General features: G+C 62.6%; 22 protein-coding genes and 1 tRNA gene. 12 read left to right on the forward strand and 11 right to left on the reverse strand.

Going from position 1 to position 22,085, the window contains the following annotated elements; genetic code table 11:
• Nucleotides 1-14 precede the first annotated feature (14 nt).
• Entirely contained in the window at nucleotides 15-671 is a 657-nt protein-coding gene (gene lexA / locus KCN53_RS08250) for a transcriptional repressor LexA (protein WP_088712800.1), read from the forward strand.
• 42 nt (nucleotides 672-713) lie between these two features.
• Here lexA and KCN53_RS08255 read toward each other — a convergent pair whose 3' ends face one another.
• Nucleotides 714-2,882 carry a ComEC/Rec2 family competence protein gene (locus tag KCN53_RS08255; protein WP_172406245.1) on the reverse strand — a complete coding sequence of 723 codons (2,169 nt, stop codon included), beginning with the start codon at nucleotides 2,880-2,882 and terminating at the stop codon, nucleotides 714-716.
• 41 nt (nucleotides 2,883-2,923) lie between these two features.
• On the opposite strand from KCN53_RS08255, the gene gltX reads away from it, so the two are divergent.
• From gltX to KCN53_RS08270, 3 genes are all read left to right on the forward strand, one after another.
• Nucleotides 2,924-4,345 (forward strand): glutamate--tRNA ligase, encoded by a 1,422-nt coding sequence (gltX, locus tag KCN53_RS08260; RefSeq protein WP_088712798.1) that lies wholly within the window; start codon nucleotides 2,924-2,926, stop codon nucleotides 4,343-4,345.
• 34 nt (nucleotides 4,346-4,379) lie between these two features.
• Complete coding sequence (locus KCN53_RS08265) at nucleotides 4,380-5,666, forward strand: citrate synthase (RefSeq protein WP_224199528.1); 1,287 nt, start codon at nucleotides 4,380-4,382, stop codon at nucleotides 5,664-5,666.
• Between the two features lie 70 nt (nucleotides 5,667-5,736).
• Nucleotides 5,737-6,315: a hypothetical protein gene (locus KCN53_RS08270; protein WP_143712240.1), complete on the forward strand. Its 579-nt coding sequence runs from the start codon at nucleotides 5,737-5,739 to the stop codon at nucleotides 6,313-6,315.
• 74 nt (nucleotides 6,316-6,389) lie between these two features.
• Here KCN53_RS08270 and sdhA read toward each other — a convergent pair whose 3' ends face one another.
• The 6 genes from sdhA to KCN53_RS08300 all read right to left on the reverse strand — a co-directional run bounded on the left by sdhA (nucleotide 6,390) and on the right by KCN53_RS08300 (nucleotide 10,840).
• Nucleotides 6,390-8,180: a succinate dehydrogenase flavoprotein subunit gene (gene sdhA, locus KCN53_RS08275; protein WP_088712795.1), complete on the reverse strand. Its 1,791-nt coding sequence runs from the start codon at nucleotides 8,178-8,180 to the stop codon at nucleotides 6,390-6,392.
• A gap of 3 nt (nucleotides 8,181-8,183) precedes the next feature.
• Nucleotides 8,184-8,567 (reverse strand): succinate dehydrogenase, hydrophobic membrane anchor protein, encoded by a 384-nt coding sequence (sdhD, locus tag KCN53_RS08280; RefSeq protein WP_263435057.1) that lies wholly within the window; start codon nucleotides 8,565-8,567, stop codon nucleotides 8,184-8,186.
• 19 nt (nucleotides 8,568-8,586) lie between these two features.
• Nucleotides 8,587-8,976 carry a succinate dehydrogenase, cytochrome b556 subunit gene (sdhC, locus tag KCN53_RS08285; protein WP_088712794.1) on the reverse strand — a complete coding sequence of 130 codons (390 nt, stop codon included), beginning with the start codon at nucleotides 8,974-8,976 and terminating at the stop codon, nucleotides 8,587-8,589.
• 90 nt (nucleotides 8,977-9,066) lie between these two features.
• Nucleotides 9,067-9,477 (reverse strand): DUF1330 domain-containing protein, encoded by a 411-nt coding sequence (locus KCN53_RS08290; RefSeq protein ID WP_088712793.1) that lies wholly within the window; start codon nucleotides 9,475-9,477, stop codon nucleotides 9,067-9,069.
• Complete coding sequence (locus tag KCN53_RS08295; protein ID WP_088712792.1) at nucleotides 9,474-9,839, reverse strand: DUF6285 domain-containing protein; 366 nt, start codon at nucleotides 9,837-9,839, stop codon at nucleotides 9,474-9,476. Before KCN53_RS08295 ends, KCN53_RS08290 begins: the two co-directional genes overlap by 4 nt.
• Nucleotides 9,839-10,840, reverse strand: coding sequence for a phosphotransferase family protein (locus KCN53_RS08300; RefSeq protein WP_088712791.1), 1,002 nt, complete (start codon nucleotides 10,838-10,840; stop codon nucleotides 9,839-9,841). The genes KCN53_RS08295 and KCN53_RS08300 overlap by 1 nt, the downstream gene beginning before the upstream one ends.
• A gap of 92 nt (nucleotides 10,841-10,932) precedes the next feature.
• Between KCN53_RS08300 and KCN53_RS08305 the strand changes: the two genes are divergently transcribed.
• A complete protein-coding gene (locus KCN53_RS08305) occupies nucleotides 10,933-12,270 on the forward strand; it encodes a methyl-accepting chemotaxis protein (protein ID WP_224199529.1) in 1,338 nt (445 codons plus the stop codon).
• 169 nt (nucleotides 12,271-12,439) lie between these two features.
• Here KCN53_RS08305 and KCN53_RS08310 read toward each other — a convergent pair whose 3' ends face one another.
• Nucleotides 12,440-12,919 (reverse strand): hypothetical protein, encoded by a 480-nt coding sequence (locus tag KCN53_RS08310; RefSeq protein ID WP_143712239.1) that lies wholly within the window; start codon nucleotides 12,917-12,919, stop codon nucleotides 12,440-12,442.
• A gap of 721 nt (nucleotides 12,920-13,640) precedes the next feature.
• A tRNA-Leu gene (locus tag KCN53_RS08315) sits at nucleotides 13,641-13,725 on the reverse strand.
• Between the two features lie 80 nt (nucleotides 13,726-13,805).
• Here KCN53_RS08315 and KCN53_RS08320 point away from each other — a divergent pair.
• Both KCN53_RS08320 and rsmD read left to right on the forward strand, forming a co-directional pair.
• Nucleotides 13,806-14,549 (forward strand): pseudouridine synthase, encoded by a 744-nt coding sequence (locus tag KCN53_RS08320; RefSeq protein WP_088712789.1) that lies wholly within the window; start codon nucleotides 13,806-13,808, stop codon nucleotides 14,547-14,549.
• 55 nt (nucleotides 14,550-14,604) lie between these two features.
• The gene (gene rsmD, locus KCN53_RS08325; RefSeq protein WP_317988426.1) at nucleotides 14,605-15,111 is read left to right on the forward strand and encodes a 16S rRNA (guanine(966)-N(2))-methyltransferase RsmD; all 507 of its coding nucleotides are present in this window, start codon (nucleotides 14,605-14,607) and stop codon (nucleotides 15,109-15,111) included.
• Here the strand turns inward: rsmD and KCN53_RS08330 are convergent.
• Nucleotides 15,089-16,408 carry a putative bifunctional diguanylate cyclase/phosphodiesterase gene (locus KCN53_RS08330; RefSeq protein ID WP_243444633.1) on the reverse strand — a complete coding sequence of 440 codons (1,320 nt, stop codon included), beginning with the start codon at nucleotides 16,406-16,408 and terminating at the stop codon, nucleotides 15,089-15,091. The genes rsmD and KCN53_RS08330 overlap by 23 nt on opposite strands.
• 36 nt (nucleotides 16,409-16,444) lie before the next feature.
• On the opposite strand from KCN53_RS08330, the gene KCN53_RS08335 reads away from it, so the two are divergent.
• The 5 genes from KCN53_RS08335 (at nucleotide 16,445) to KCN53_RS08355 (ending at nucleotide 21,884) form a co-directional block, all read left to right on the forward strand.
• A complete protein-coding gene (locus tag KCN53_RS08335; protein WP_172406117.1) occupies nucleotides 16,445-16,720 on the forward strand; it encodes a hypothetical protein in 276 nt (91 codons plus the stop codon).
• 134 nt (nucleotides 16,721-16,854) lie between these two features.
• A complete protein-coding gene (locus tag KCN53_RS08340) occupies nucleotides 16,855-19,137 on the forward strand; it encodes an ATP-dependent helicase (RefSeq protein ID WP_088712786.1) in 2,283 nt (760 codons plus the stop codon).
• Between the two features lie 86 nt (nucleotides 19,138-19,223).
• On the forward strand, nucleotides 19,224-19,994 hold the full coding sequence (locus KCN53_RS08345; RefSeq protein ID WP_088712785.1) for a Crp/Fnr family transcriptional regulator: 771 nt from the start codon (nucleotides 19,224-19,226) through the stop codon (nucleotides 19,992-19,994).
• A gap of 205 nt (nucleotides 19,995-20,199) precedes the next feature.
• The gene (locus KCN53_RS08350; protein WP_172406243.1) at nucleotides 20,200-20,928 is read left to right on the forward strand and encodes a Crp/Fnr family transcriptional regulator; all 729 of its coding nucleotides are present in this window, start codon (nucleotides 20,200-20,202) and stop codon (nucleotides 20,926-20,928) included.
• Between the two features lie 50 nt (nucleotides 20,929-20,978).
• The gene (locus KCN53_RS08355; protein ID WP_088712783.1) at nucleotides 20,979-21,884 is read left to right on the forward strand and encodes a 50S ribosomal protein L11 methyltransferase; all 906 of its coding nucleotides are present in this window, start codon (nucleotides 20,979-20,981) and stop codon (nucleotides 21,882-21,884) included.
• On the opposite strand, the gene KCN53_RS08360 is transcribed toward KCN53_RS08355, so the two are convergent.
• Nucleotides 21,881-22,021 (reverse strand): hypothetical protein, encoded by a 141-nt coding sequence (locus tag KCN53_RS08360; RefSeq protein ID WP_172406242.1) that lies wholly within the window; start codon nucleotides 22,019-22,021, stop codon nucleotides 21,881-21,883. The genes KCN53_RS08355 and KCN53_RS08360 overlap by 4 nt on opposite strands.
• Nucleotides 22,022-22,085: the final 64 nt, after the last annotated feature.

The following is a 22,085-nucleotide window of genomic DNA, read 5'->3' on the forward strand; positions in this document are numbered from 1 at the left end:
CGGGAGCATCGGGAATGCTGACGGAAAAGCAACATGAACTGCTCATGTTCATTCACGAACGCTTGCAGGAACGCGGCGTTTCTCCTTCCTTCGAGGAGATGAAGGACGCGCTCGACCTCAAGTCGAAAAGCGGTGTTCACCGTATCGTCAGTGCCCTCGAGGAACGCCGGTTCATCCGCCGCCTTCCGAACCGGGCACGGGCTCTCGAGGTTCTGAAACTCCCCGAGGCCGACGTGGCGAAGCTGGAACCGAAGCCCCGCATCCCGGCGGCCGCGAATGATAGCGAGGCGGATGTGGTCGACATTCCCCTGCATGGCCGCATCGCTGCAGGCCAGCCGATCGAAGCCATGGAGACGCGCGAAACGCTGACGCTACCGACCGCTCTGCTCGGTCGGGGCGACCATTACGCTCTCGAAGTCTCCGGCGATTCGATGGTCGAGGCGGGTATTTTCGACGGCGACTATGCGCTGATCGAGCGGCGGGAAACCGCCAGTGACGGAGATATCGTCGTCGCGCTGGTCGATGATGAGGACGCCACATTGAAATATCTGCGCAAGAATGGCGACATGATCCGCCTGGATCCTGCCAATTCATCGTACGAGCCTCAGAATTACGCGGCCCACCGCGTACGCATTCAGGGGAAGCTCGTCGGCCTTCTGCGCCGCTACTGAGTGCTGCACGCGCCGGCTCTCGGGTGAGCTGACAGGCCTTGATCAGTCCTTTTCCGGGCCATTCGCCGGGGTCGCCGCTCGTTGTTCCCGAGCCCAGGGGTGCATCCCGTCCTCGAGGGCGGCGGACCGGACCGCGCCCCTGTCGAGGTCGATCGATACCGCCCCATAGGTGCGCAGACTTTCCCGGTCGAGAACGAGCCACCGCGCGCGGCACCAGCTGGGCAGCCACCGGTCGCTGACGACGATGTCGCTCGTCCGGCACAGCGGTTCGAGGTCGGATCTGTCGATCAGATGCCGACTGCGTGTTGCAAGCACATGCCAGGGCCGGCCGCCATGGCTGAGGCGCAGCACGCATGCATCGCGCGAGCAATTCGCGCTGTCGAGGTCCTCCAGTCGGCGATCCCGAGAGCTTCCGGCGGCCCCTCCCCACATGTCGCGGACATAGGACCCCGCCCCGTTCCTGAGGAAAGCGAGGCCCTCCTTCGACCGGTACGCCAGGTGGGTTCCTTCCGGACCGACAAACAGGTCGGGCTGCGGCGCCGCGCCGGCGACCAGAATTCCTGCCGCGAACGGAATGACCCCGCCCAGCCGCCAGCGGTCCTGCCACAGGCAAAGCCATAAGCCGCCCATCACCATCAGGACGAAGCCTGCAGGCGGAATGGCCGGGACGCTGGCGACCGAGCCGGGCAGCGACGCCGTCCACTCGGCCAGGCCAATCAACATCCCAAGAACAAACTTCAGCGCGGCGAAGAGCGGCACTCCCACGCCCAGAAGGTCTGCGAATAACGAAAGAATAAGGAGCGGAATGATAGCGAAGCTGGTGAGCGGAATCGCAATCAAATTGGCAAGCGCCCCGTAGAGGCCGACTTTCCCGAAGTGAAAGAGGGCGACAGGCGCGATGGCGGCCTCCGCTGCAAGTCCCGTCGCGAGCAGCGCCGCCGCACCGGCGGTCAGGCGCGCGGGCCAGTCCTTTCCATCTGCGCTCGGCTCGCGCCACCTGCGTCCAGCGGGCGACTGGTAGAGCGCCACGATGCCGGTCACCGCGGCGAAACTTAGCTGAAAGCTCGGCGACAGAAGCAGGTGAGGCTGCCACAGAAGGATCAGCGTAGCTCCGGCAGCGACCAGCCGAAGCGATAGCGCCTCGCGGCCGAGACCGAGCCCTAAAAGGACGATCAGAACGGCGATGCACGCCCGGATCGTCGGAACGCCGGCACCGGCGACGAGCGTATAGGCGATGCCCGCGACCGCCGCGACCAGCGAGGCCGCAAGCCGGGCATCGGCGCGCAGAGCGAACCATTCCCAGCGGACGAGCAGCGCCTTTACCAGCCACAAAGTGCCGCCCACCACGACGCCGATATGCAGCCCGGAAATGGCGATCAGATGGGCAAGGCCACTGTCACGCATGGCTTCGCTGGTCTCGTCGGGAATCCCGCCCCGGTCGCCCGTCACCAGCGCGGCGCCGATGCCGCCCGCCGCTCCGCCGATCTGATCCTGAAGCCGGGCAGTCAAACGCTCGCGAAAGGCCTTCAGCCGTGCCGCCGCTCCGTCCAAGGGCGGCGCCTCGTAAACGATTTCGACTTCGCCCAGCGCATAGCCGGTGGCGCCGATCCCCTCGAACCACGCCCGGCGCGCAAAATGATAGCCCCCCGGATGAATCGGCCCCGGCGGCGGCGAGAGGGTAAAGCGCCCCTGCACCCTGTCGCCGACAGAAAGCGTTGCTGGCGCGCGGCGGACGCTGACCCGCGTCTTGAGCCCCTCGGGCAGCTTGAGGGATCCGGTCGAGACGGGAGCTATAAGAATCCGCGTCCGGTCGCGGGCAGGCAGCGTTTCCACTGCCAGCACCTCAGCCTCGAACGCGGCGCCGAACACCTCCCGTTCCAGTGTGACGGTATTCTGCGAGCTCGCTTCCCACCAGGCCAGTGCCAGCCCCGCCGCTGCAAGGGCGCTTCCCGCCGCCATGGCCCGCATGGCGAGATTGTCGGCCACAAGCACCGCTCCAAGCGCCAATGCCAATAGCAGGCAGATGACGGCAATCCACTCGGGCCGGGACGGCAGGGCATACCAGAGCCCGATCCCGGCGCCGAACGCGACGGGTATGAACAGGGGAAGCTGGTGGCGCTCGGAACCAAATCGCTCGCCAATCCACTCAGGAAGGGACGCCAGCGCGTTCAGGGGTGTTTGAAGGGCGCTGCTGCTGCTACTGAGCCCCAAATTCACGTCCCCCCGAACGAGTTTCTACTGCCGGAGTTCAAATGGTTGCAAGTGCCGCCTCCCCCGTCGTTACGCGGTTCGCGCCTTCCCCGACGGGTTTTCTGCATATCGGCGGCGCACGCACGGCGCTGTTCAACTACCTGTTCGCGAAGGCGAATGGCGGCAAGTTCACCCTGAGAATCGAGGATACCGACCAACAGCGTTCGACGCCCGAGGCCACGGAGGCGATCCTGTCGGGCATGCGCTGGCTCGGTCTGAAATGGGACGGCGAAGAAGTCTACCAATCACAGCGCGCGGAGCGCCACGCTGAGGTCGCGCACCAGTTGCTGGAGAGCGGGCGCGCTTACAAATGCTACGCTACGGCCGAGGAGCTGGCCGAAATGCGCGAACGGGCGCGGGCGGAAAAGCGACCGATCCGCTATGACGGCACTTGGCGTGACCGCGACCCGGCCGATGCACCGGTTGATGCCCCCTTCACGGTGCGTATCAAGGCACCCCAATCGGGATCGACGACGATCAGCGACGCCGTTCAGGGGGATGTCACCGTTCCCAATTCGGAACTCGACGACTTCATCATCCTGAGGTCGGATGGAACCCCGACCTATATGCTGGCTGTGGTCGTGGACGATCACGACATGGGGGTGACGCACCTCATTCGCGGTGACGACCATCTCAACAACGCCTTCCGCCAGCGCGTCATCATAGAGGCAATGGACTGGGACCTGCCGCAATGGGCGCATGTGCCGCTGATCCACGGGCAGGACGGCGCCAAATTGTCAAAGCGTCACGGTGCGCTCGGGGTCGAGGCATACCGGGAGATGGGCTTCCTTCCGGAGGCGCTTGAGAACTACCTCCTTCGTCTTGGCTGGGGACATGGCGACGAGGAGATTGTTTCGCGCAGCCGGGCCGAAGAGCTGTTTACGCTCGACGGGATCGGCCGGAACCCTGCGCGGTTCGACATCAAGAAGCTGGAAAATCTGAACGGCCATTATATCCGCGCCGCCAGGGACGACCACCTGCTCACGGTCGTCCAGCCGGAAGTGGAGATCAGCCTGGGCCGGGACCTATCAGGGGAAGAAGCAGCATTGTTGCTGCGCACAATTCCGGAACTGAAGCCGCGAGCCAAGACTATCAACGAATTGGCCGACGGCGCCCTGTTTCTCTTTCGCACCCGCCCCCTAACCATGGACGAGAAGGCTTCGGCCCTGTTAGAGAAGGATGGCGGGGAGCTTCTTGCCAAGGCCTATAAGAGCCTGCAGGACGCTCCCAACTGGGAGGCGAAGGCTCTGGGCGAAGAGTTGCGCGCGCTGGCGGCGTCGGAAGATGTCGGACTCGGCAAGATCGCGCAGCCCCTCCGTGCAGCGCTGACCGGACGTACCGTGTCGCCGGGCGTTTTCGAAATGCTCGAGCTGCTGGGACGTTCGGAATCGCTCGCCCGCATCGAAGACCGGCTCCCGGCGTAAGCCGGCGCCTGAAACAGAACAGAAGGAAACGACTATGACCGACGGCACTGCGAAGCTCTCAGTTGGCGGTGAGGACCTCTCTTACCCCGTGCTCGAAGGGTCAGTCGGTCCCGAGGTCGTCGACATTCGCAAATTCTATGCGGATTCCGGCCGCTTCACATACGATCCCGGCTTCACATCCACCGCCTCGTGCGAATCCAAGCTGACCTATATCGACGGCGAAGAGGGTATACTCCTGCACCGTGGGTACTCGATCGAACAGCTCTCCGAGGATTCGTCCTTCATGGAGGTGGCTTATCTGATGCTGCGCGGCGAACTGCCGACGCCGGACGAGTATGAGGAATTCACCCGCACCATCACGCTCCACACGATGGTGCATGAACAGCTGAAGACGCTTTACAACGGCTTCCGCCGCGACGCGCATCCGATGGCCATCATGTGCGGCGTCGTCGGGGCGCTCAGCGCGTTCTACCACGATTCCACCGACATCAACGATCCGGAACAGCGCAAGATCGCGTCGCACCGCATGATTGCGAAAATGCCGACCATCGCCGCCATGGCCTATAAGTACGCGATCGGCCAGCCGTTCCTCTATCCCGATAACTCCTTGAGCTACACGGGCAATTTCCTGCGCATGACATTCGGCGTCCCGGCCGAGCCCTATGAAGTCAATCCGGTTGTCGAGCGTGCACTCGACCGCATCTTCATCCTTCATGCCGACCATGAGCAGAATGCGTCGACCTCGACCGTTCGCCTGGCCGGCTCTTCAGGTGCCAACCCGTTCGCGTGCATCGCCGCGGGCATTGCGTGTCTCTGGGGACCTGCGCATGGCGGCGCCAACGAGGCCGCGCTCAACATGCTCACCGAAATCGGCCATCCCAGCCGCATCCCGGAATATATCGCCCGCGCGAAGGACAAGGACGATCCCTTCCGCCTGATGGGCTTTGGTCACCGGGTCTACAAGAACTACGATCCGCGTGCGACGGTCATGCGCAAGACCGTGCGCGAGGTGCTCAGTTCGCTCGGTGTGACAAACCCGGTCTTCGACGTGGCGCTCCAGCTCGAGGAGATGGCGCTCAACGACGACTATTTCATCGAGAAGAAGCTGTTCCCGAACGTCGATTTCTATTCCGGTATCATCCTGTCGGCGATCGGCTTCCCGACCTCCATGTTCACGGCGCTGTTCGCCCTCGCCCGCACCGTCGGCTGGGTCGCCCAGTGGAACGAGATGATCGAGGATCCTGCACAGCGTATCGGTCGTCCGCGCCAGCTCTACACCGGCCCAACGCAGCGCGACTATATTCCACTCGATAAGCGCTAAACGGCGCAGGGCAAAACCGCCCAAGGAAAATTCATTCGCCGTTTCACGAAGTTCGGATAAGCTGGACTTCGTGAACGGCGCCTATCCATCCCTCTTTCGCGTAGCTGCCGGCGGCGTCCTCGCTGCCGGCCTCCTAACGGGCTGCGCGGTCAATCGCGATGCCAGGGCCCCTGCGACCAGCCAGGTGGCAAGAGACGCGGCCATGCAGCCGCTCAGCGACGTCGGCGCGGTACGACCGAACATCGCGCCGGAACTGGAACGCATTCTCGACGATCCCTATCGGCTGCCCGTGTCCGAAAGGAACTGCGAGGACCTTTCTTTCCACATCACGCAGCTTAACCGCACGCTGGGTCCGGATTTCGACGTCAGCCTGGAAGACGACAAGAATGAAGACCGCGCGCGGCGGGGCATTTCCATCGCCGGCAAGATGGCCGCTGGTCTGCTGATTCCCTTCCGCAGCATCGTCAGGGAAGTCTCAGGCGCATCCTCGGCGGAACGGGAGTATAAGGCAGCACTGGTCGCTGGCATTGCGCGGCGCAGCTACTTGAAGGGCATGGCCGTTGAAAAGGGCTGCGTGCTGCCCCTCGACCCCTATGTGCAATCGATGGAAGCCGAAGATGCCTATGAGGCCGACGCCTCCCGCGACTGACCCGCAGACGACCTAGGAGCCTGCGGCGGTCGAGAGCACTGCCCGCCCCCGACCGTCACGGTATCGGATAGGGGTTAGTAGACCCGCTTCTTCGGCTTGATATATTCGATCGCATCCGTGAGCGTGTAGCTGTGCACAGGGCGGGTATCGAGTTCGACCTGGCCGTCCCGGAACCAGCCGAGCGAGTGAGTCATCCACTCGTCGTCATTTCGGTCGGGATAGTCCTCGTGCATGTGCGCGCCGCGACTCTCTGTGCGATTACGCGCCATGGCCATGGTCAGGACCGCCTGACCGATCATGTTGTCGAGCTCCAGCGTTTCGATCAGATCGGTGTTCCAGATCAGGCCGCGGTCGGTCACGCTGAGGTCGGCCATGCGCTGATAGACGGCGTTGATCTTCTGCATACCCTCATCGAGGATTTCCGACGTACGGAACACGGCCGCATTGGACTGCATGGTCTTCTGCATGGCCGTCCGCACCTCAGCGGTGGGAGAACCGCCCTTCGCCGTGCGGAATTTGTCGAGACGCGCGAGAGCCCGCTCGTCCTCGGACTTGATGATGTCGCCATGCTTCGTGCCAGGCTTGGTGATCTCGTGAATCCGGTGCGCGGTGCCGCGCCCGAACACGACAAGGTCGATCAGGCTGTTGGAGCCGAGGCGGTTCGCACCGTGGACGCTGACGCAGCCTGCTTCGCCGACGGCAAACAGACCGGGAACCACGCGGTCGGGATCGCCGTCCTGCTTTGTGACCACCTCGCCCTGATAGTTGGTCTGGATACCGCCCATATTGTAGTGGACGGTCGGCGTAACCGGGATGGGCCCCTTGGTGACGTCGACACCAGCGAAGATCTTCGCCGTTTCAGAAATGCCCGGAAGCCGCTCGCCTAGGATATCCGGATCGATATGGTCAAGATGGAGGAAGATGTGATCTCCTTCCTTGCCAACACCGCGGCCCTCGCGAATCTCCATCGCCATCGACCGCGAAACGACGTCGCGGCTGGCAAGGTCCTTCGCCGACGGCGCATAACGCTCCATGAAGCGCTCGCCTTCGGAATTGGTCAGATAGCCGCCCTCGCCGCGTGCCCCCTCGGTAATTAGGACGCCGGCGCCGTAAATGCCCGTCGGGTGGAACTGGACGAACTCCATGTCCTGCATCGGAAGGCCGGCGCGCAGCACCATGCCGCCACCGTCACCCGTACAGGTATGCGCCGAGGTGGCCGAGAAATAGGCGCGGCCATAACCGCCGGTTGCCAGCACTGTGTTGTGCGAGCGGAAGCGGTGGATCTGGCCGGTCTCCATCTCCAGCGCAATGACGCCGCGGCACGTGCCGTCGTCGTCCATGATCAGGTCGAGCGCGAAGAATTCGATGAAGAAGTCCGCATCGAACCGCAGCGACTGCTGATAGAGCGCGTGAAGCATGGCGTGGCCGGTCCGGTCGGCCGCCGCGCAGGTACGCTGCGCCGCGGGGCCTTCGCCCATATTTTGCGTCATGCCGCCAAAGGCGCGCTGATAGATTTTGCCTTCGGGCGTCCGGCTGAACGGCACGCCGAAATGCTCGAGTTCGTAGACAGCCGCCGGCGCCTCGCGGCAAAGATATTCGATGGCGTCCTGGTCGCCCAGCCAGTCCGACCCTTTTACGGTGTCGTACATATGCCAGGTCCAGTGGTCGGGGCCCATATTCCCGAGGCTTGCGGCGATGCCGCCCTGCGCCGCGACGGTATGCGACCGGGTCGGAAAGACCTTCGTGATGCAGGCCGTCTTCAGGCCCGTTTCGGCGATACCCATGGTCGCGCGCAGGCCCGAGCCGCCGGCGCCGACAACCACGGCGTCATAGGTGTGATCGATGATGGGATAGGCGTCGCTCATGCGTCAGGCCCCAAAGGCAATGGTAAGTACTGAAAAGATGGAAAGCGCGGCCCCGCCAAAGGCGAATGCCGTCGTCAGGAGCAGCAGGGCGATGCGCGTGCCGCCCTGCGTATAGTCCTCGATCATGACCTGCATACCGAGGCGCAGATGATAGAAGACGCTTAGCGACAGCAGCACCATCGGCACCGCCACGAAGGGGTTCCGCAGCCACTCGATCATGGTGAAATGATCAAGCGTCGGAAGCGTGAAGATAGAGGTCAGGAACCAGGCGAAGAGGAGCAGGTTGGAAACCGCCGTCAGCCGCTGCACCCACCAGTGGTGCGCGCCTTCCTTGGCGGAGCCCAGCCCGCGAACCTGTCCAAGAGCAGTGCCTCTGCGAATCGACATAGAACGCCGCTTTCCGTGCCTAGAGAAGAATGAACAGCCAGAGGGCGGCCGTCGCCAGAATGGAGAAGACCCAGGTAACGGTCGCGCTCGTCTTCGATGTGCCGAGCTCCAGCCCCGCACCGGTGTCCATGGCAAGGTGGCGCACGCCCGAGGCCGCATGCTGGAAAATCGCCCAGCTGAGGCCGACGCCGACGATCACGCCGATAGGAGACCGCGCGACGGCGATGAAATCCGCATAGGCTTCCGGTCCCAGTGCCGCCGCCACCAGCCACCAGACGAACGCAAGCCCGCCCGCAACAGCGAGTCCGTTGCCGGTGACACGGTGTGTGATGGAAGTGACCGCATGAACCCGCCAGCGCCAGATGCCGAGATGCGGGGAGAGCGGCCGGACCTGCGGACGCGTCGCCATATATCTGTCCCTGTTACCTGTCTTTTGCGGCGCTTATTGAGCGCATGACGTGCATCGCGCAACCGGCAAAGCGCCACACCGCGCGAAAGCCTAGCCCTTGCACTGCAGAAGGACGGTGCGTTCCAGCCCCGCATAACGGTGCACAAGGTTCGCGCGATACTCCTCGTTCGCCATCATACCGAGGAAATGCTCTTTCGACGGATAGCGAACGATCAGCATCTTGTCCCAGTCGGTGGCGGACGTCCCAGGCTCGCCGATGAAAACCTGCTGGACGGGACCGTCATAAAGAACCTCGGCCTTGCTCGTGTCGCCGACCGTCACGGTGAACGCATGCTGGTAGCGGGCATACGCCTCCGAACCGGGAATATCCGCGTCGCCGTCGAAATCCTCCGGATAGGCGGCACGGTCGCGAAACTTGAGCATGTTGACCATGACGATCGGTCCCTTCGCCGGGCCGTCGCGAAGGGCGCGAACCTGGTCGGCGGTCGGATCGATGGTCATTCGGCAAGCTCCCTCAAACGCGGCAAAGTAGAAAATTTCGGATTGTCGACCGCCAGCCGCGCGGCGACGAACCCCGCCAGCCTCTTCAGCATGTCGGGGTCGTCGGGTTCAACCTCGCCGCTACGGATGCCGGCGGCGAAGGCCACCGCAGGATCTTCATCGGCCGAGCACCCCATTCTCTCCCGGTAATAGGCAAGTTCCGCCTCCCGCGGCTTCTGGCGTGCTTCCCGCGCGATGATCGCAAGCGCGTTCTGCGCGACCTTCGCATGGAATGCCTGCCGTCCCTCCAGCTTTCCGGAGATTTCGTCGATATACCCCGCGACCGCCTCGGCGAGATCTTCGATCTGAATACCCCTGCTCATCAGAGCGCCCCTTTCTGAAGCATGTAGATGAGATCGGCCTCGTTTTCGGACACCCGCCGACCGATCGCCGCCCGCTCCACCGAGACCGCCTCCCCGGCCAGGTGCTGCTCGGCCATCTGCCAGCACACGATGCCCCAGCGAAGCGATCCGTACATTTCGAAGACCAAAGCGAGATCGCGGTCGACCGCCGGCCCGCCGGCCGCCTCATAGGCGCGGTAGAACTCTTCGCGCTCGCCGAAGCCGCCCACCGGCTTCTGCCAATTACCGAAGCGCCAGGTGTTGGTGCAGAGCCACCCGATATCGTTCAACGGGTGGCCCAGGCTTGCGCCTTCCCAGTCGAGTACGGACCTCAGCCCTTCCTCACCGACGATGAAGTTTCCCGACCTGTAGTCGCCGTGAACCAGCACTTCGGGCCCATCGTCGGGCAATCGTTTCTCCAGCCTGGCGAAGGCCAGTTCGAACACGGGAACGCCGCCGCCCATGGCATCGTAGGAGTCGCGCAGCCGCAGCAGGCTCTCTCGTGCGCTCATGCTCGTCAGGCCGAGCTTGCGGAAATCCTCGACCGGCAAGGAATGTATTCGTGCGAGCGCTTCTGCCGTCTGGCCGACCATTGCCTTCCGGGCAGCGGAAAATTCCTCCTTGCGCAGATAGCGGGGCGCCAGTGTTTCCCCGGCGACGAATTCCATGACGAAGCCCTCGCCCAGGTCATCCTCCGCGGTCAGCACATAGACGATGTGAGGTACGGGAACCCCGCCCTTCTCCGCGCGGGTCTGGACCTCGGCCTGGACAGCACGGCTCATCCGTCCCGGCATCTGCGCCTGCGACTGCTGCAGGACCAGCTGCCAGGACTGTCCGTCCTTTTCGGCGTCGATCAGGTAGCTCATGGAATTGGCGCCGCCCGACAGGGCCTTCACCCCCTCGATGGTGACATCGGCGCCCGCGGACTGGCTCAGCCGGGCGGCAAGGCGGCCTTGGACTTGTTCGTCGGTCTGTATGCTCATCGTTAGCGGGTTCTTAATCCGTGCCGCTTAAAGCCCAAGCCGACCAAAGGACTAGGACCGGGTCGAAACAAGACGGGCGAAGGGGGCTCGCATTGGCAGAGAATCTTTTTGGGGAGGTTCGATCGGTTTCCGCAGACGATCGCCGCGCGGCATTCCGGATCGACGAAAAAACAGATGCAGCGCTCGATCGGATCGGAGAGATCCTGCACGGACAGGCGCAGACATTCTCCCGATTGTTCTGGGAACGCTTCGTCAGCCTGACGGGGCTCGAAATCGACCCAGCCGCGCTCGATAGCCAGATCGAGCGGACCACGACCTACAACCAGCGAAAGCTGACCCCGCCCGTCGACGAGGCCTGGATAGAAGCGGTACTGAAAAGGGGAACCAAGCTCTATGAGATCGGCGCCCCGCAGCATGCCGTCATCGGCGCTCTGGCAGCGTCGCAAGAGGCGCATGGGGAGAAAATCCTCGACGGCTTCGCCGAAACCGGCGACGGCATGGAGATGCTGCGTGAGTATCATAAGATCGCGCTGCTTGAGATCGAACTGATGAGCTCGGCGGTTCAACAGGGCCAGCTCGCCCGCTCCCGCCGGATCCTGAACAGGCAGGCGGAAAAATTCGAGCGCGACATCGCAACCGCCGTAGAGAGCGCCTCGGCAATGAGCCGCGCCGCCAAGAGCCAGTCGGCGGGGGCCGACGAGGTCACGCGGGACCTGTTGGCGCGTGCGGCGGAAGTCGCGGCTGCGGCCGACCAGTCGGCAACAGCGATGCGCGAGGCGGCCGAGACCTCCACCGGCCTGATCAAGGCCATCGAAGAAGCGCGCCGCGAAGTCGATGGCGCGACGGAGGTCGTCGATCATGCGACGGCGCAGGCAAATGACGCAGTAGAGGTCGCGGCCATCCTCGCAAACCACACGCAGGCGGTCGAATCGATCGTCAGCCTGATCCGGGACATCGCCGGCCAGACCAACCTGCTCGCGCTCAACGCCACTATCGAGGCGGCGCGCGCCGGCGATGCCGGGCGCGGTTTCGCGGTGGTGGCGTCGGAAGTGAAGAGCCTCGCGGGGCAGACCGCGCGGGCCACCGACGAAATCGCCAAGAAGATCGGCGATATTCAGGCATCGTCCAGCCGAACCGTGGACGTGAACCGCGCCATCCTGGAAACGGTGGACGGCGTCCGCGGCTCGGCCCAGCGCCTGCGGGAGGCAATGGATCGCCAATCGGCGACCGTGACGATGATTACCGGTTCGGTCGACGAAACCGCGATCAGCGCGGACAGCATGTCGGAAGCGATCGCGACTATCCGCAGCACGGCGGAGGCGATCTCGCGCGACCTCAACAACGCAGCGTCGTCATCCAGCGAGGTCGATGAGCGCATCGCGGCGCTGCAGGAAGGCGCGCGCCGGTTCATGCAAAGCTTCGCCGCCTAGCGGCGCGGGAAGACGTCCGTTCGCTCAACGCATTCGAATGCAGGACCGCGTGCTATAATCACGCCCCTACCTCCCTAACCGTTCGAGGTGATCGGTTCGCCTTCCCAGTTTCGCCTTGTCGGTGCACTCGGCCGTAGCGCACGGTAGCCGGCTTGAAAGGCCGCTTCGCTTACAACCCGTGAGGCGGCGGACAAACTGGCAAAGGGCTTGGGGCCTGCGGAATGCCTTCGAAGGTCTTCAACCATCTCGCCTTTTGCAGCTGTGCCCTTTCATCAGGGGTAACGTCCCCAGCTCTTACTTCGGTCAACTCCCCCAGGCTCCGGGCCGTCTCGCCCACAAGCGGATAGCCCCACTCGCGCATTTGTGATGCAGAAAGGACGGTCCCGGCGAATTGGGATCTGTAGCCAAGGCTCTCGAACGCCTCGGAACCCGAGTTAATAATCTCACTACCGATGCATTCCGGAATCATCGCATCGAACGGCCGGGTCGTCACGTCTGGCGAAATGTCATGCTCATCTAAGAATTCTCCGACAGAATGGGCTTGTCTTGCAATCCATTCGGTCCAGCTTGCTTCGTATCCTTCCGCCGCGCGACTTAGCGCTTTCGCCGAGTGATGCAGCTGAAGGACGTCTCGTTTATCTACGAACACTCGCTTCCCCGCAGCGAGAACGATCATCGCGCACGCAGACCAACAACTGTCGACGACGACCACGTCTGCCTCGCGGTCTCTTATGATTGCTGCGACCTGTATAGACGTTTCCGTTTGTCCCCCGCCGCTTTTTATGTACAACGTATTGAAAGGTTTAGATAATTCGTCGGAACATTCTTCGATAAGACCGTACCTTATCGGACCGTCGATATATAGATTTGGAGGCTCGGAGAGGGCGTCGCCATCGTACTCGCCCGTTCCGATCGTAGTTCCGTTGTAGCGGCACGACCACTCAACATCTGGCGGCGCCCCAGCCTGTGGGGCGCCGCAACCGAACAACAGCAAGATCGCCAATAATGCCAGGCTAAGCGATAACAATATCCGCTCCGGTTTCCGCTACCGACACCATACCAACCCTATCGAAAGCGTTTCCAGCGCGATACCGCCATGGGCGAACGCAGGAGCAGGATCGACCCCAACGCCAGTGGCAACCGGTGATCTCCCGACCGCACCCGCGCCCTCGGTCTACTGTGCTTGAGGAGACATGAGCGGGCGCTTCGTTCGCACAAACGTCAAAGGAGGAGGACGGGTCCCTGGCTGGCGAACATGATGCGGCCGGTACCGAACGGACAGCTCATGATCGCCCGAGCGCCGCAAGCCGACATGCCGAACGCTATCCAACCGGAAAGAGAGGCTGAAAATGATCGACTTTTTAGCTGCGTGGTACCCCCGGCCGGAATCGAACCGGCAATCCCGTAGGAACTCGATTTTGAGTCGAGCGCGTCTACCAATTCCGCCACGGGGGCCCGCCTTCGACGGTGCGGGGCGCTGAATAACCCGCAACAGGGCTCTTGCCAATCTTTGCGCGCCGCTCCACCTGCGCAGCATGGCAGATGGCGAGCGCATTGCGAAACTGATGGCCCGGGCCGGCGCCGGCTCGCGCCGCGAAGTCGAACGCATGATCGGCGAGGGCCGCGTCGCGCTGGATGGCAAGACATTGACCTCCCCTGCCCTAAACCTTCCCAGTCTGCGCGGCGTCACACTCGACGGAGAGCCGCTGGGAAAGGCGGAGCGGACGCGTCTCTGGCGGCTGCACAAGCCCGCTGGCACGTTGACGACCGAGCGGGACCCGAAGGGACGGCCCACTGTCTTCGACAAGCTCCCCAAGGATATGCCGCGCGTTAGCACGGTTGGCCGCCTCGATTTCAATACCGAGGGTCTTCTTCTCCTTACCAATGACGGAGAGCTCAAACGCGCGCTGGAACTGCCGAAGAACGCAGTACAGCGTCGCTACCGGGTTCGCGTTTTTGGGGATGTGCATCAGGCGGAGCTCGAGCGGCTAGCCGAGGGTGTTACCATCGATGGCGTGCACTACCGCTCGATCGAGGCGAATATCGATCGCAAATCGGGTCGCTATTCGTGGCTCAGCCTTGCGCTGACCGAGGGGAAGAATAGGGAGGTTCGCCGCGTTCTCGACCATCTCGGGCTGCAGGTGACCCGCCTGATCCGAACCGGCTTCGGGCCTTTCGAACTCGAAGATTTGAAGACAGGCGCGGTCGAGGCTTTGCCGCCGGCTGCGGTAGCGGAGGCACATTTGGCCATTCGCAGTTCCAAGGCCTCGAAGGCCTGACGCAGGCGGCTGGGGAATAATGAAGATCATTGCGGGTCAATGGCGCGGACGAACTATGACGCCGCCGCCGTCATCGACGACACGCCCCACGTCGGCGCGCGCCCGCGAAGCCCTTTTCTCCTCTTTGACCAGCAAGCTCGGAACCTTCGAAGGACTGCGCGTAGCCGACCTGTTTGCCGGTACGGGAGCGCTGGGTCTGGAGGCGCTCAGTCGCGGTGCCGCCCATTGCCGGTTCGTGGAGAATGAGCCCCGCGCTCTTGCCGTCCTGAGAAGGAATGTAGCAAATCTCCGAGCGCAGGCGCTTTCGGAAATTCAGACGAGCGATGTTCTGCAGGTCCGGCAGGCCACGGTCCCATTCGACCTCCTCTTTCTCGACCCGCCCTACGAAAAAGGTTTGGCAGCGCCCGCTCTGGAACGATTGGCTGAGAGAGGATGGACGTCGGCGTCGACTCTCGCGGTTGTAGAAACCGCGCGGGAGCAGACCCTGCAGCCGGTCGGTTGGAACATCGAAGGCGAGCGAATCTACGGCGCTGCCCGCCTTAGCTTCCTTCGATGCCACTAGGCTGACGGGCGCAGGGCAAGGGCTCGACGTTCAGGCTTCGCTCAACGACTTTCGGATATTCCGTTGTCCTGCGCACGATCGGTTTGGAAACAGCGAACTGCGCTGCCGCGAGCGCGTCCATTGGCTTCCCGAAGTGATAACCCTGGGCCAGGTCACAGCCTAGCAGACGCAATGCGAGTGCATTGGAGTGCGTCTCCACCCCCTCTGCGGTAATCGGAAGGTTGAGAGCTTGGCTCAGATAGGTGATCGCATCGATAAGCCGATTGCCCTGCGCATTGCCGACACCGTTCACAAGCGAGGCATCTAGCTTCATGTAGTCGAATGCAAAGGAACGGAGGTTGGAAAGACTGGAATATCCCTTGCCGAAATCATCGAGGGCGATCCGCACCCCGGCCGCATGAAGTTGGTCGAAGGCTGCGCGTGCCGCCTCCGAATTTTCGAGAACCGCTGACTCGACGAGTTCGATGATAAGACGCTGCGGGGGAAAGTTCTGCTGCGAAAGAATATCCAGCAGCCCTGTCGAAAACCACGGATCCTGAAACTGCTGCGGCGCCACGTTCACTGACACCGCAACATGCTCGGGCCATTCCTGTGCCGCCTCACAGCTCTTCCGGAGGATAGACTCCGTCAACAGGCCGAGAAGGCCCATTTCCTCGATATGGGGCAGGAACGATGCCGGTGCGAGCGTGCCTCGTTCCGGATGCTCCCACCTCGCCAGCGCCTCGAAGCTCGCAACTCTGTTCGACCGCAAGTCGATGACCGGCTGAAAATACGGTACGATCTGGCCTTCGGAAAGCGCGAGACGTAATGAATCCTCAAAGGCGGAACGCGCCCGCAGATTTTCATCCATGTCGGCGCAGAAGAAACGACACGCTCCCCCACCGTCAGCCTTTGCCTCGTACATGGCGATGTCCGCGGTGCGTAGGATCTCTTCAGGCTCGCAAGCGTCGACCCCGATCCTGGATACGCCGATGCTTGCACCCACTTTCACTTCATGCGCCCCGAGATGGATCGAGCGCGATAGGGCAGAAACGATCTTACGGCCCAGGCTGGAAAGCTCGTCCTCCGTCTCGCTTGAAACCACGCAAACGAATTCATCCCCACCAAGACGCGTGATGATACTCCCGGCCGGAACCGTCGCGCGCAGCCGATCGGCAATTTCGACCAGAACACGGTCACCGACACCATGTCCATGAAGGTCGTTCACAGGCTTGAACCTGTCCAGATCGATCAGGAACAGACCCATTTGCCGGGCACCCCGCGACGGCTTGCCACCGAGCGACTGGAGTGCGTCCATCAGAACCCTGCGATTGGATAGGCCGGTTAGGGTATCGTGCCTCGCCAGCTCGCGTTCGCGACGTTCCGCCGCCTCTCGCAGTTCCATTTCATGTTTGAGTTCGCGGGCGCGGCGGAACAGCAATATCAGAGAAGAAACGGCCACCAAGATGACCAGAAGGGCGAGTTCGTCGAGCTCCCAGTCTTCATGTTCGCGCGAGTAGCGGTAGAATCTGTCGAAGGCGTCGAATTCGGAGCCGACGAGGAAGATCACCACCGCTGCCAGAAAGACGACCAGCGCCTCCCACCCGTTCAGCAAACGCTGACGGAATGACCCTCTAAACCTGCGGTAAAGTGAACGACACATCTCGGCCATTCATTAATTATAGGTGAAAGATTCCAAGACGGGGGGCTCGGCCAAATTCGTCGGTTGCGACCATTCCGGACGTTCCCTAACTGTTCCCCCGCATGTCCGTCCCCGCCGAACTCCTCGAACCGAAGGATACCGACCCGCCCTATATGACGGGGCTGAATCCACCTCAGCGCGAGGCCGTGCTCACGACCGAAGGTCCCGTGCTGATGCTGGCCGGCGCCGGTACCGGGAAAACGCGGGCGCTTACATCGCGCCTCGCACATCTGATCTACACCGAGCGAGCCTGGCCGTCGGAAATCCTCGCGGTCACCTTCACAAACAAGGCCGCCCGCGAGATGCGTGAACGCATGCGCGCGATGATCGGCGACCGGGTGGAGGGGCTGTCGTTTCTGGGCACCTTTCACGCGATCGGTGCGCGGCTGCTGCGCCGTCATGCCGGTCTTGCAGGTCTCGAAAGCAACTTCACCATTCTCGATACGGACGACCAGTTGCGTTTGATGAAACAGATCATCACCGGGGCCAATCTGGACGAGAAACGCTGGCCGGCCAAACAGCTCGGCGGCCTCATCGACCGTTGGAAGAACCGGGGCTGGACGCCGAAGGACGTACCTGCTGACGAAAGCTATGCCTTTGCGGACGGCAAGGGTGCCGATCTTTACCGCGCCTATCAGGCGCGGCTGAAAGAGCTGAACGCAGCTGACTTCGGTGACCTGCTTCTGGAACCGCTGAACATCTTCCGTACCAATATGGACGTTCTGAAGCAGTATCAGCAGCGGTTCCGCTACGTGCTGGTCGACGAATACCAGGACACGAACACCGTCCAGTATCTGTGGCTGCGCCTGATCGCGCAGGGTCACGGCAACATCTGCGTTGTCGGCGACGACGACCAGTCAATCTATTCCTGGCGCGGCGCGGAGGTCGCGAACATCCTGCGCTTCGAAGAAGATTTTCCGGGGGCGGCGGTGATCCGCCTGGAACAGAATTACCGCTCCACCGGCAACATTCTCGGCGCCGCCGGCGGCCTCATCGAGAAGAATTCCGGACGCCTCGGAAAGACGCTCTGGACCGAGGGCGACGCGGGGGACCCCGTTCACGTCGTCGGCGTATGGGACGGTCCCGAAGAGGCGCGGCGCGTGGGCGACGATATCGAAAGCTTGCGGCACCGCGGCGCGAGTCTCGACGATGTCGCGATCCTCGTGCGCGCCCAGTTCCAGACGCGCGAATTCGAGGACCGGTTCATCTATATCGGCCTTCCCTACCGGATCGTCGGCGGCTTCCGCTTCTACGAACGGGCGGAAATTCGCGACGCGCTGGCCTTCTTTCGTGTGCTGGTCCAGCCAGCCGACGACCTCGCCTTCGAGCGCATCGTCAACGTGCCGAAGCGCGGCATGGGAGAAAAGAGCGTCCAGAAGGTCCGTGCCCTCGCCCGGCAGGAGCAGGTCCCTCTGTCCGCAGCAGCCGCACAGATCGTCCAGACAGCGGACCTCCCCGGTGCCGCGCGTAAGGGTTTGGCCGACCTCGTCGAGAATTTCCGGCGGTGGCGCGAGCAGCTCGAAGATACGCCGCATCCCGAACTCGCGCGCATCATTCTGGAGGAATCCGGCTATATTCCGATGTGGCAGCAGGACCAGTCGGCCGAAGCACAGGGCCGTATCGAGAATCTGAACGAGCTGACGAGGGCGATGGAAGAGTTCGGCTCCCTCGAAAGCTTTCTGGAACATGTCTCGCTGGTGATGGAGAACGACGCCGCGCGCGAGGAGCCGAAGGTCACGATCATGACGCTTCACGCGGCAAAGGGCCTCGAATTCGACCATGTCTTCCTCGCTGGCTGGGAGGAAGGCGTGTTCCCCTCCCAGCGCTCCCTCGACGAAGGCGGGACGAAGAGCCTCGAGGAAGAGCGCCGCCTTGCCTATGTCGGCATCACTCGGGCCAAGAAGCGCGCGCAGATCACCCATGCCGCGAACCGGCGCATCTATGGCCAATGGACCTCGTCGATTCCGTCCCGCTTCATCGGCGAACTACCTCACGACCATGTCGAGCAGGAAACCACCATGTCCGGGGGTGCCTCCCTCTGGCGCGCGGCGCTCGACGATGCCGATCCGTTCGCGAAGGTCGGCCGCGGTTCGGGTCGCGGTCCCGGCTGGCAGCGGGCCGCCTCCTTGGGACGCGCCCCGCGTGGCACCCACCAGATCGAAGCGAAACCGGTCAGCGTTACCGTGGGCAAGCGCGCGCGCACCGACCTCTCCGTCGGTCAGCGCGTCTTTCATCAGAAATTCGGCAACGGGACGGTCACGGCCATCGAAGGAAACAAGTTGGAAGTGGACTTCGACAAGGCCGGCTCGAAGCGAGTTCTCGATAGCTTCGTCGAACGGACCTGATCGGCGAAAAAACTAATCTAGTTAAGCGAATTAGCTTGTAGAAACTCTCTAATTCCCCGGGCCACCAAGAGCCGAAAAGGGGACCGATGTCGAGGGCATTGGCGCGTAAGCTGTCGAACTTCCTGGAACTGACGGACCAGGACAAAACCTATCTCGACAGGATCACATTCGCTCGTGAAACGGTCCCCGCCGACCGCGATATCGTGGGTTTCGGAGAAGTCCCGGCGACGATGTTCGTCATCGAACGGGGCATGGCAATCCGCTACCGTGTGCTGCGCGGCGGCGAACGCCAGATCCTGTCATTCATGCTTCCGGGCGACCTGTGCGATCTGAACGTGTTCCTTCTCAAGAAGATGGACCACAATGTCGCCTCTCTGGAGGAGCTGGAGATGTCCCGCATCCGGCGGGACGATGTCCTCAAAACGTATTTCAAGCGACCGCGTATCGCCGCGGCTCTCTGGTGGAGCGCGCTCCAGGCCGAAGCAATCTCGCGCGAGCATATCGTTGCGCTAGGCAGGCGACGGGCCCGCAGCCGGCTCGCCTATCTGTTCTTCGACATCTACTGGCGCCTGAAGGCCGTGGGGCTTGCGGAGGACAATGTCCTCAATCTCCCGCTCACTCAGGCGGAGATCGGCGATGCCCTCGGTCTTACTCCGGTTCACATCAACCGTGTTCTGAAAGAACTTGTCGAGGAAGGCCTTATCGACAAGCAGAGGGGCCAAGTGCAGCTTCTGAATACCGAAGCGCTGCAGAAAGTCGCCGACATCGACGACCATTACCTGCATCTCGACGCCCCTCCGCGCGAGATCGCAAGCTACTTCCACGATCTGGAACGACTGACCGACGTCTCGAATTAACAAGAGCAATAACATTTATCAGGCCAGATCGATCTGATAGCTTCGATCGAGAAGAAACCTCGTTCTTCTGAATCCTTTGCCCGTTGTTGGTGGCCGATCTGTGGAAGCGGCGAACCATTGCTGAAAGTCCAATGCCATGCCAAGTCCGCTTGTCAGGAAGCTCGCCCTATTCTCGCCTCTTCGCGCGGACGACCGGGATCGGATCATGTCCGCAACGACGCATCTGGAAACCTTCCAGGCGGAAACGGATATCGTCTCGCAGGGCCAGGTTCCGCGCTCCATGTTCGTTGTCGAAGACGGAATGGCCGCCCGCTACCGGGTCCTGAAAGACGGGCGACGCCAGATCCTGACCTTCCTCATTCCCGGCGACCTCTGCGATCTTCACGTCTTCCTTCTGAAGGAAATGGACCATGGCATCGCCGCGGTAACCAATACCCGGGTCCGGGCGCTGACGCGGGACAGGGCGATGGCGATGAATTTCCAGCATCCCCGCATCGCGGCTGCCTTCTGGTGGAGCACGCTTCAGGAAGAAGCGATCCTGCGCGAGCGGATCGTCGCTCTCGGCCGACGTTCGGCACGAGAGCGGATCGCTTACCTGTTCTGCGAACTCTACTGGCGCTTCGAGGCCGTCGACCTCGTCACCGATCATCATTTTTCGCTGCCGCTCACTCAGTCCGAACTTGCCGATGCGCTGGGCCTCACGCCGGTCCACGTGAATCGAACCTTACGAAAACTGGTGGCTGAAGGCCTGATCGAAAAACGGCGAAATTCGGTAACTCTTCTCGACATCTCAGCCCTCAAGGAAGTTGCCGACATCGACCGGGACTATCTTCACTTCGGTGCGCCGCCAGTCGAGGTGGAAACCTATTTCGACCGCCTCGAAGGTAACTCCGCGGGCGAGGCCGCCGCGGGAGCGGGCAGTCCGCCCGCCTAGGCCTGCGCGGCCCGCTTGCCAGCTTCCCGAACGCGGAGTAGCGCACGCCGATGACTTGGAAACTCACCCTTCCCTGCTCGAAGGCTGACGCGGAGGCGTTGGCAGAAGACATCCCCGCCCTCGCCGAACTCGATCCGCCGCCCGCCCTCATGACGTCGGAGCCGGACCCTTCGCGCCCCGAAGAAATGGAGCTTGCAGTCTATCTCGAAGACCGACCGGACGAGGATTTCATCACGCTTCTGAAAACCTTGCTACCGAACAGCCCGTCAGCGGAGGCGGTCGTCGAGGAACTGCCGGAAGAAGATTGGGTCACACTGAGCCAGCAGGGCCTCGACCCTATCGAGGCGGGACGGTTCTACGTTCATACGGCTCGCGATGCAGGCACCGTGCCTTCGCAGCTGGTCGGAATCCAGGTCGAAGCCAGCCGCGCCTTCGGCACCGGCCATCATCCCACGACGGCGGGCTGTCTCAGAGCCATCGATCAGTTACCGGCGGCCCCGGAGAATGTCCTTGATCTGGGCACCGGCACGGCGCTCCTGGCGATCGGCATCGCCAAGGCGTTTCCTTCAGCCCAGATTCTGGCAAGCGATATCGACGCCCCCTCGATCCACGTGGCACGGGAAACCCTCGAAGCGAATGGCGTTACCGAGGGCGACGCTCCGGGCGAAATCCGCCTACTCGTCGCCGATGGGTTCGAAGCACCCGAACTGGCGCTGCGCATGCCCTATGACCTGATAGTCGCCAACATCCTGGCGCAGCCGCTCATAGAGCTTTCTTCGGATATCGCCGAGGCGCTGGCACCCGGGGGGACGTTGATCCTTGCCGGTCTCCTGACCGACCAGGCGGATGCTGTCGCGGGCGCCTTCCGCGGCGCGGGACTGGACCCGGTCGCAGCAGACCCCAATGAGGGCTGGCCGATCCTGATCTTCACCCGCGCCGGCTTAGGGGGGGCTTAGGCCCGCCAGGCGTGGAAGAGCGCGCCGGTGGACTTCAGCGTGTCGCTGGGACGGCGGATGCCCTTCGGGCGCCGCTTCAGCGTCTGGGAGCCGGTGGTGGCCGCCGCCGACTGGCTCAGATCGGTCTCATTCAGCATGATCCATCTCCTTCACGTTCCCGCCAACATTGGCGGGCATGAACGATATGGGCCCAAGGTATAT

This window comes from Pacificimonas aurantium (assembly GCF_020092905.1).
GTDB classification, from domain to species: Bacteria; Pseudomonadota; Alphaproteobacteria; order Sphingomonadales; family Sphingomonadaceae; genus Pacificimonas; species Pacificimonas aurantium.

What these genes read in the sequence shown, in the direction of transcription:
- lexA (WP_088712800.1), top strand. Translation starts at nt 15, where the DNA reads ATGCTGACGGAAAAGCAACATGAACTGCTCATGTTCATTCACGAACGC.
- gltX (WP_088712798.1), top strand. Translation starts at nt 2,924, where the DNA reads ATGGTTGCAAGTGCCGCCTCCCCCGTCGTTACGCGGTTCGCGCCTTCC.
- KCN53_RS08265 (WP_224199528.1), top strand. Translation starts at nt 4,380, where the DNA reads ATGACCGACGGCACTGCGAAGCTCTCAGTTGGCGGTGAGGACCTCTCT.
- sdhA (WP_088712795.1), bottom strand. Translation starts at nt 8,180, where the DNA reads ATGAGCGACGCCTATCCCATCATCGATCACACCTATGACGCCGTGGTT.
- sdhD (WP_263435057.1), bottom strand. Translation starts at nt 8,567, where the DNA reads ATGTCGATTCGCAGAGGCACTGCTCTTGGACAGGTTCGCGGGCTGGGC.
- sdhC (WP_088712794.1), bottom strand. Translation starts at nt 8,976, where the DNA reads ATGGCGACGCGTCCGCAGGTCCGGCCGCTCTCCCCGCATCTCGGCATC.
- KCN53_RS08290 (WP_088712793.1), bottom strand. Translation starts at nt 9,477, where the DNA reads ATGACCATCGATCCGACCGCCGACCAGGTTCGCGCCCTTCGCGACGGC.
- KCN53_RS08295 (WP_088712792.1), bottom strand. Translation starts at nt 9,839, where the DNA reads ATGAGCAGGGGTATTCAGATCGAAGATCTCGCCGAGGCGGTCGCGGGG.
- KCN53_RS08300 (WP_088712791.1), bottom strand. Translation starts at nt 10,840, where the DNA reads ATGAGCATACAGACCGACGAACAAGTCCAAGGCCGCCTTGCCGCCCGG.
- KCN53_RS08320 (WP_088712789.1), top strand. Translation starts at nt 13,806, where the DNA reads ATGGCAGATGGCGAGCGCATTGCGAAACTGATGGCCCGGGCCGGCGCC.
- rsmD (WP_317988426.1), top strand. Translation starts at nt 14,605, where the DNA reads ATGACGCCGCCGCCGTCATCGACGACACGCCCCACGTCGGCGCGCGCC.
- KCN53_RS08330 (WP_243444633.1), bottom strand. Translation starts at nt 16,408, where the DNA reads ATGGACGCACTCCAGTCGCTCGGTGGCAAGCCGTCGCGGGGTGCCCGG.
- KCN53_RS08340 (WP_088712786.1), top strand. Translation starts at nt 16,855, where the DNA reads ATGTCCGTCCCCGCCGAACTCCTCGAACCGAAGGATACCGACCCGCCC.
- KCN53_RS08345 (WP_088712785.1), top strand. Translation starts at nt 19,224, where the DNA reads ATGTCGAGGGCATTGGCGCGTAAGCTGTCGAACTTCCTGGAACTGACG.
- KCN53_RS08350 (WP_172406243.1), top strand. Translation starts at nt 20,200, where the DNA reads ATGTCCGCAACGACGCATCTGGAAACCTTCCAGGCGGAAACGGATATC.
- KCN53_RS08355 (WP_088712783.1), top strand. Translation starts at nt 20,979, where the DNA reads ATGACTTGGAAACTCACCCTTCCCTGCTCGAAGGCTGACGCGGAGGCG.
- KCN53_RS08360 (WP_172406242.1), bottom strand. Translation starts at nt 22,021, where the DNA reads ATGCTGAATGAGACCGATCTGAGCCAGTCGGCGGCGGCCACCACCGGC.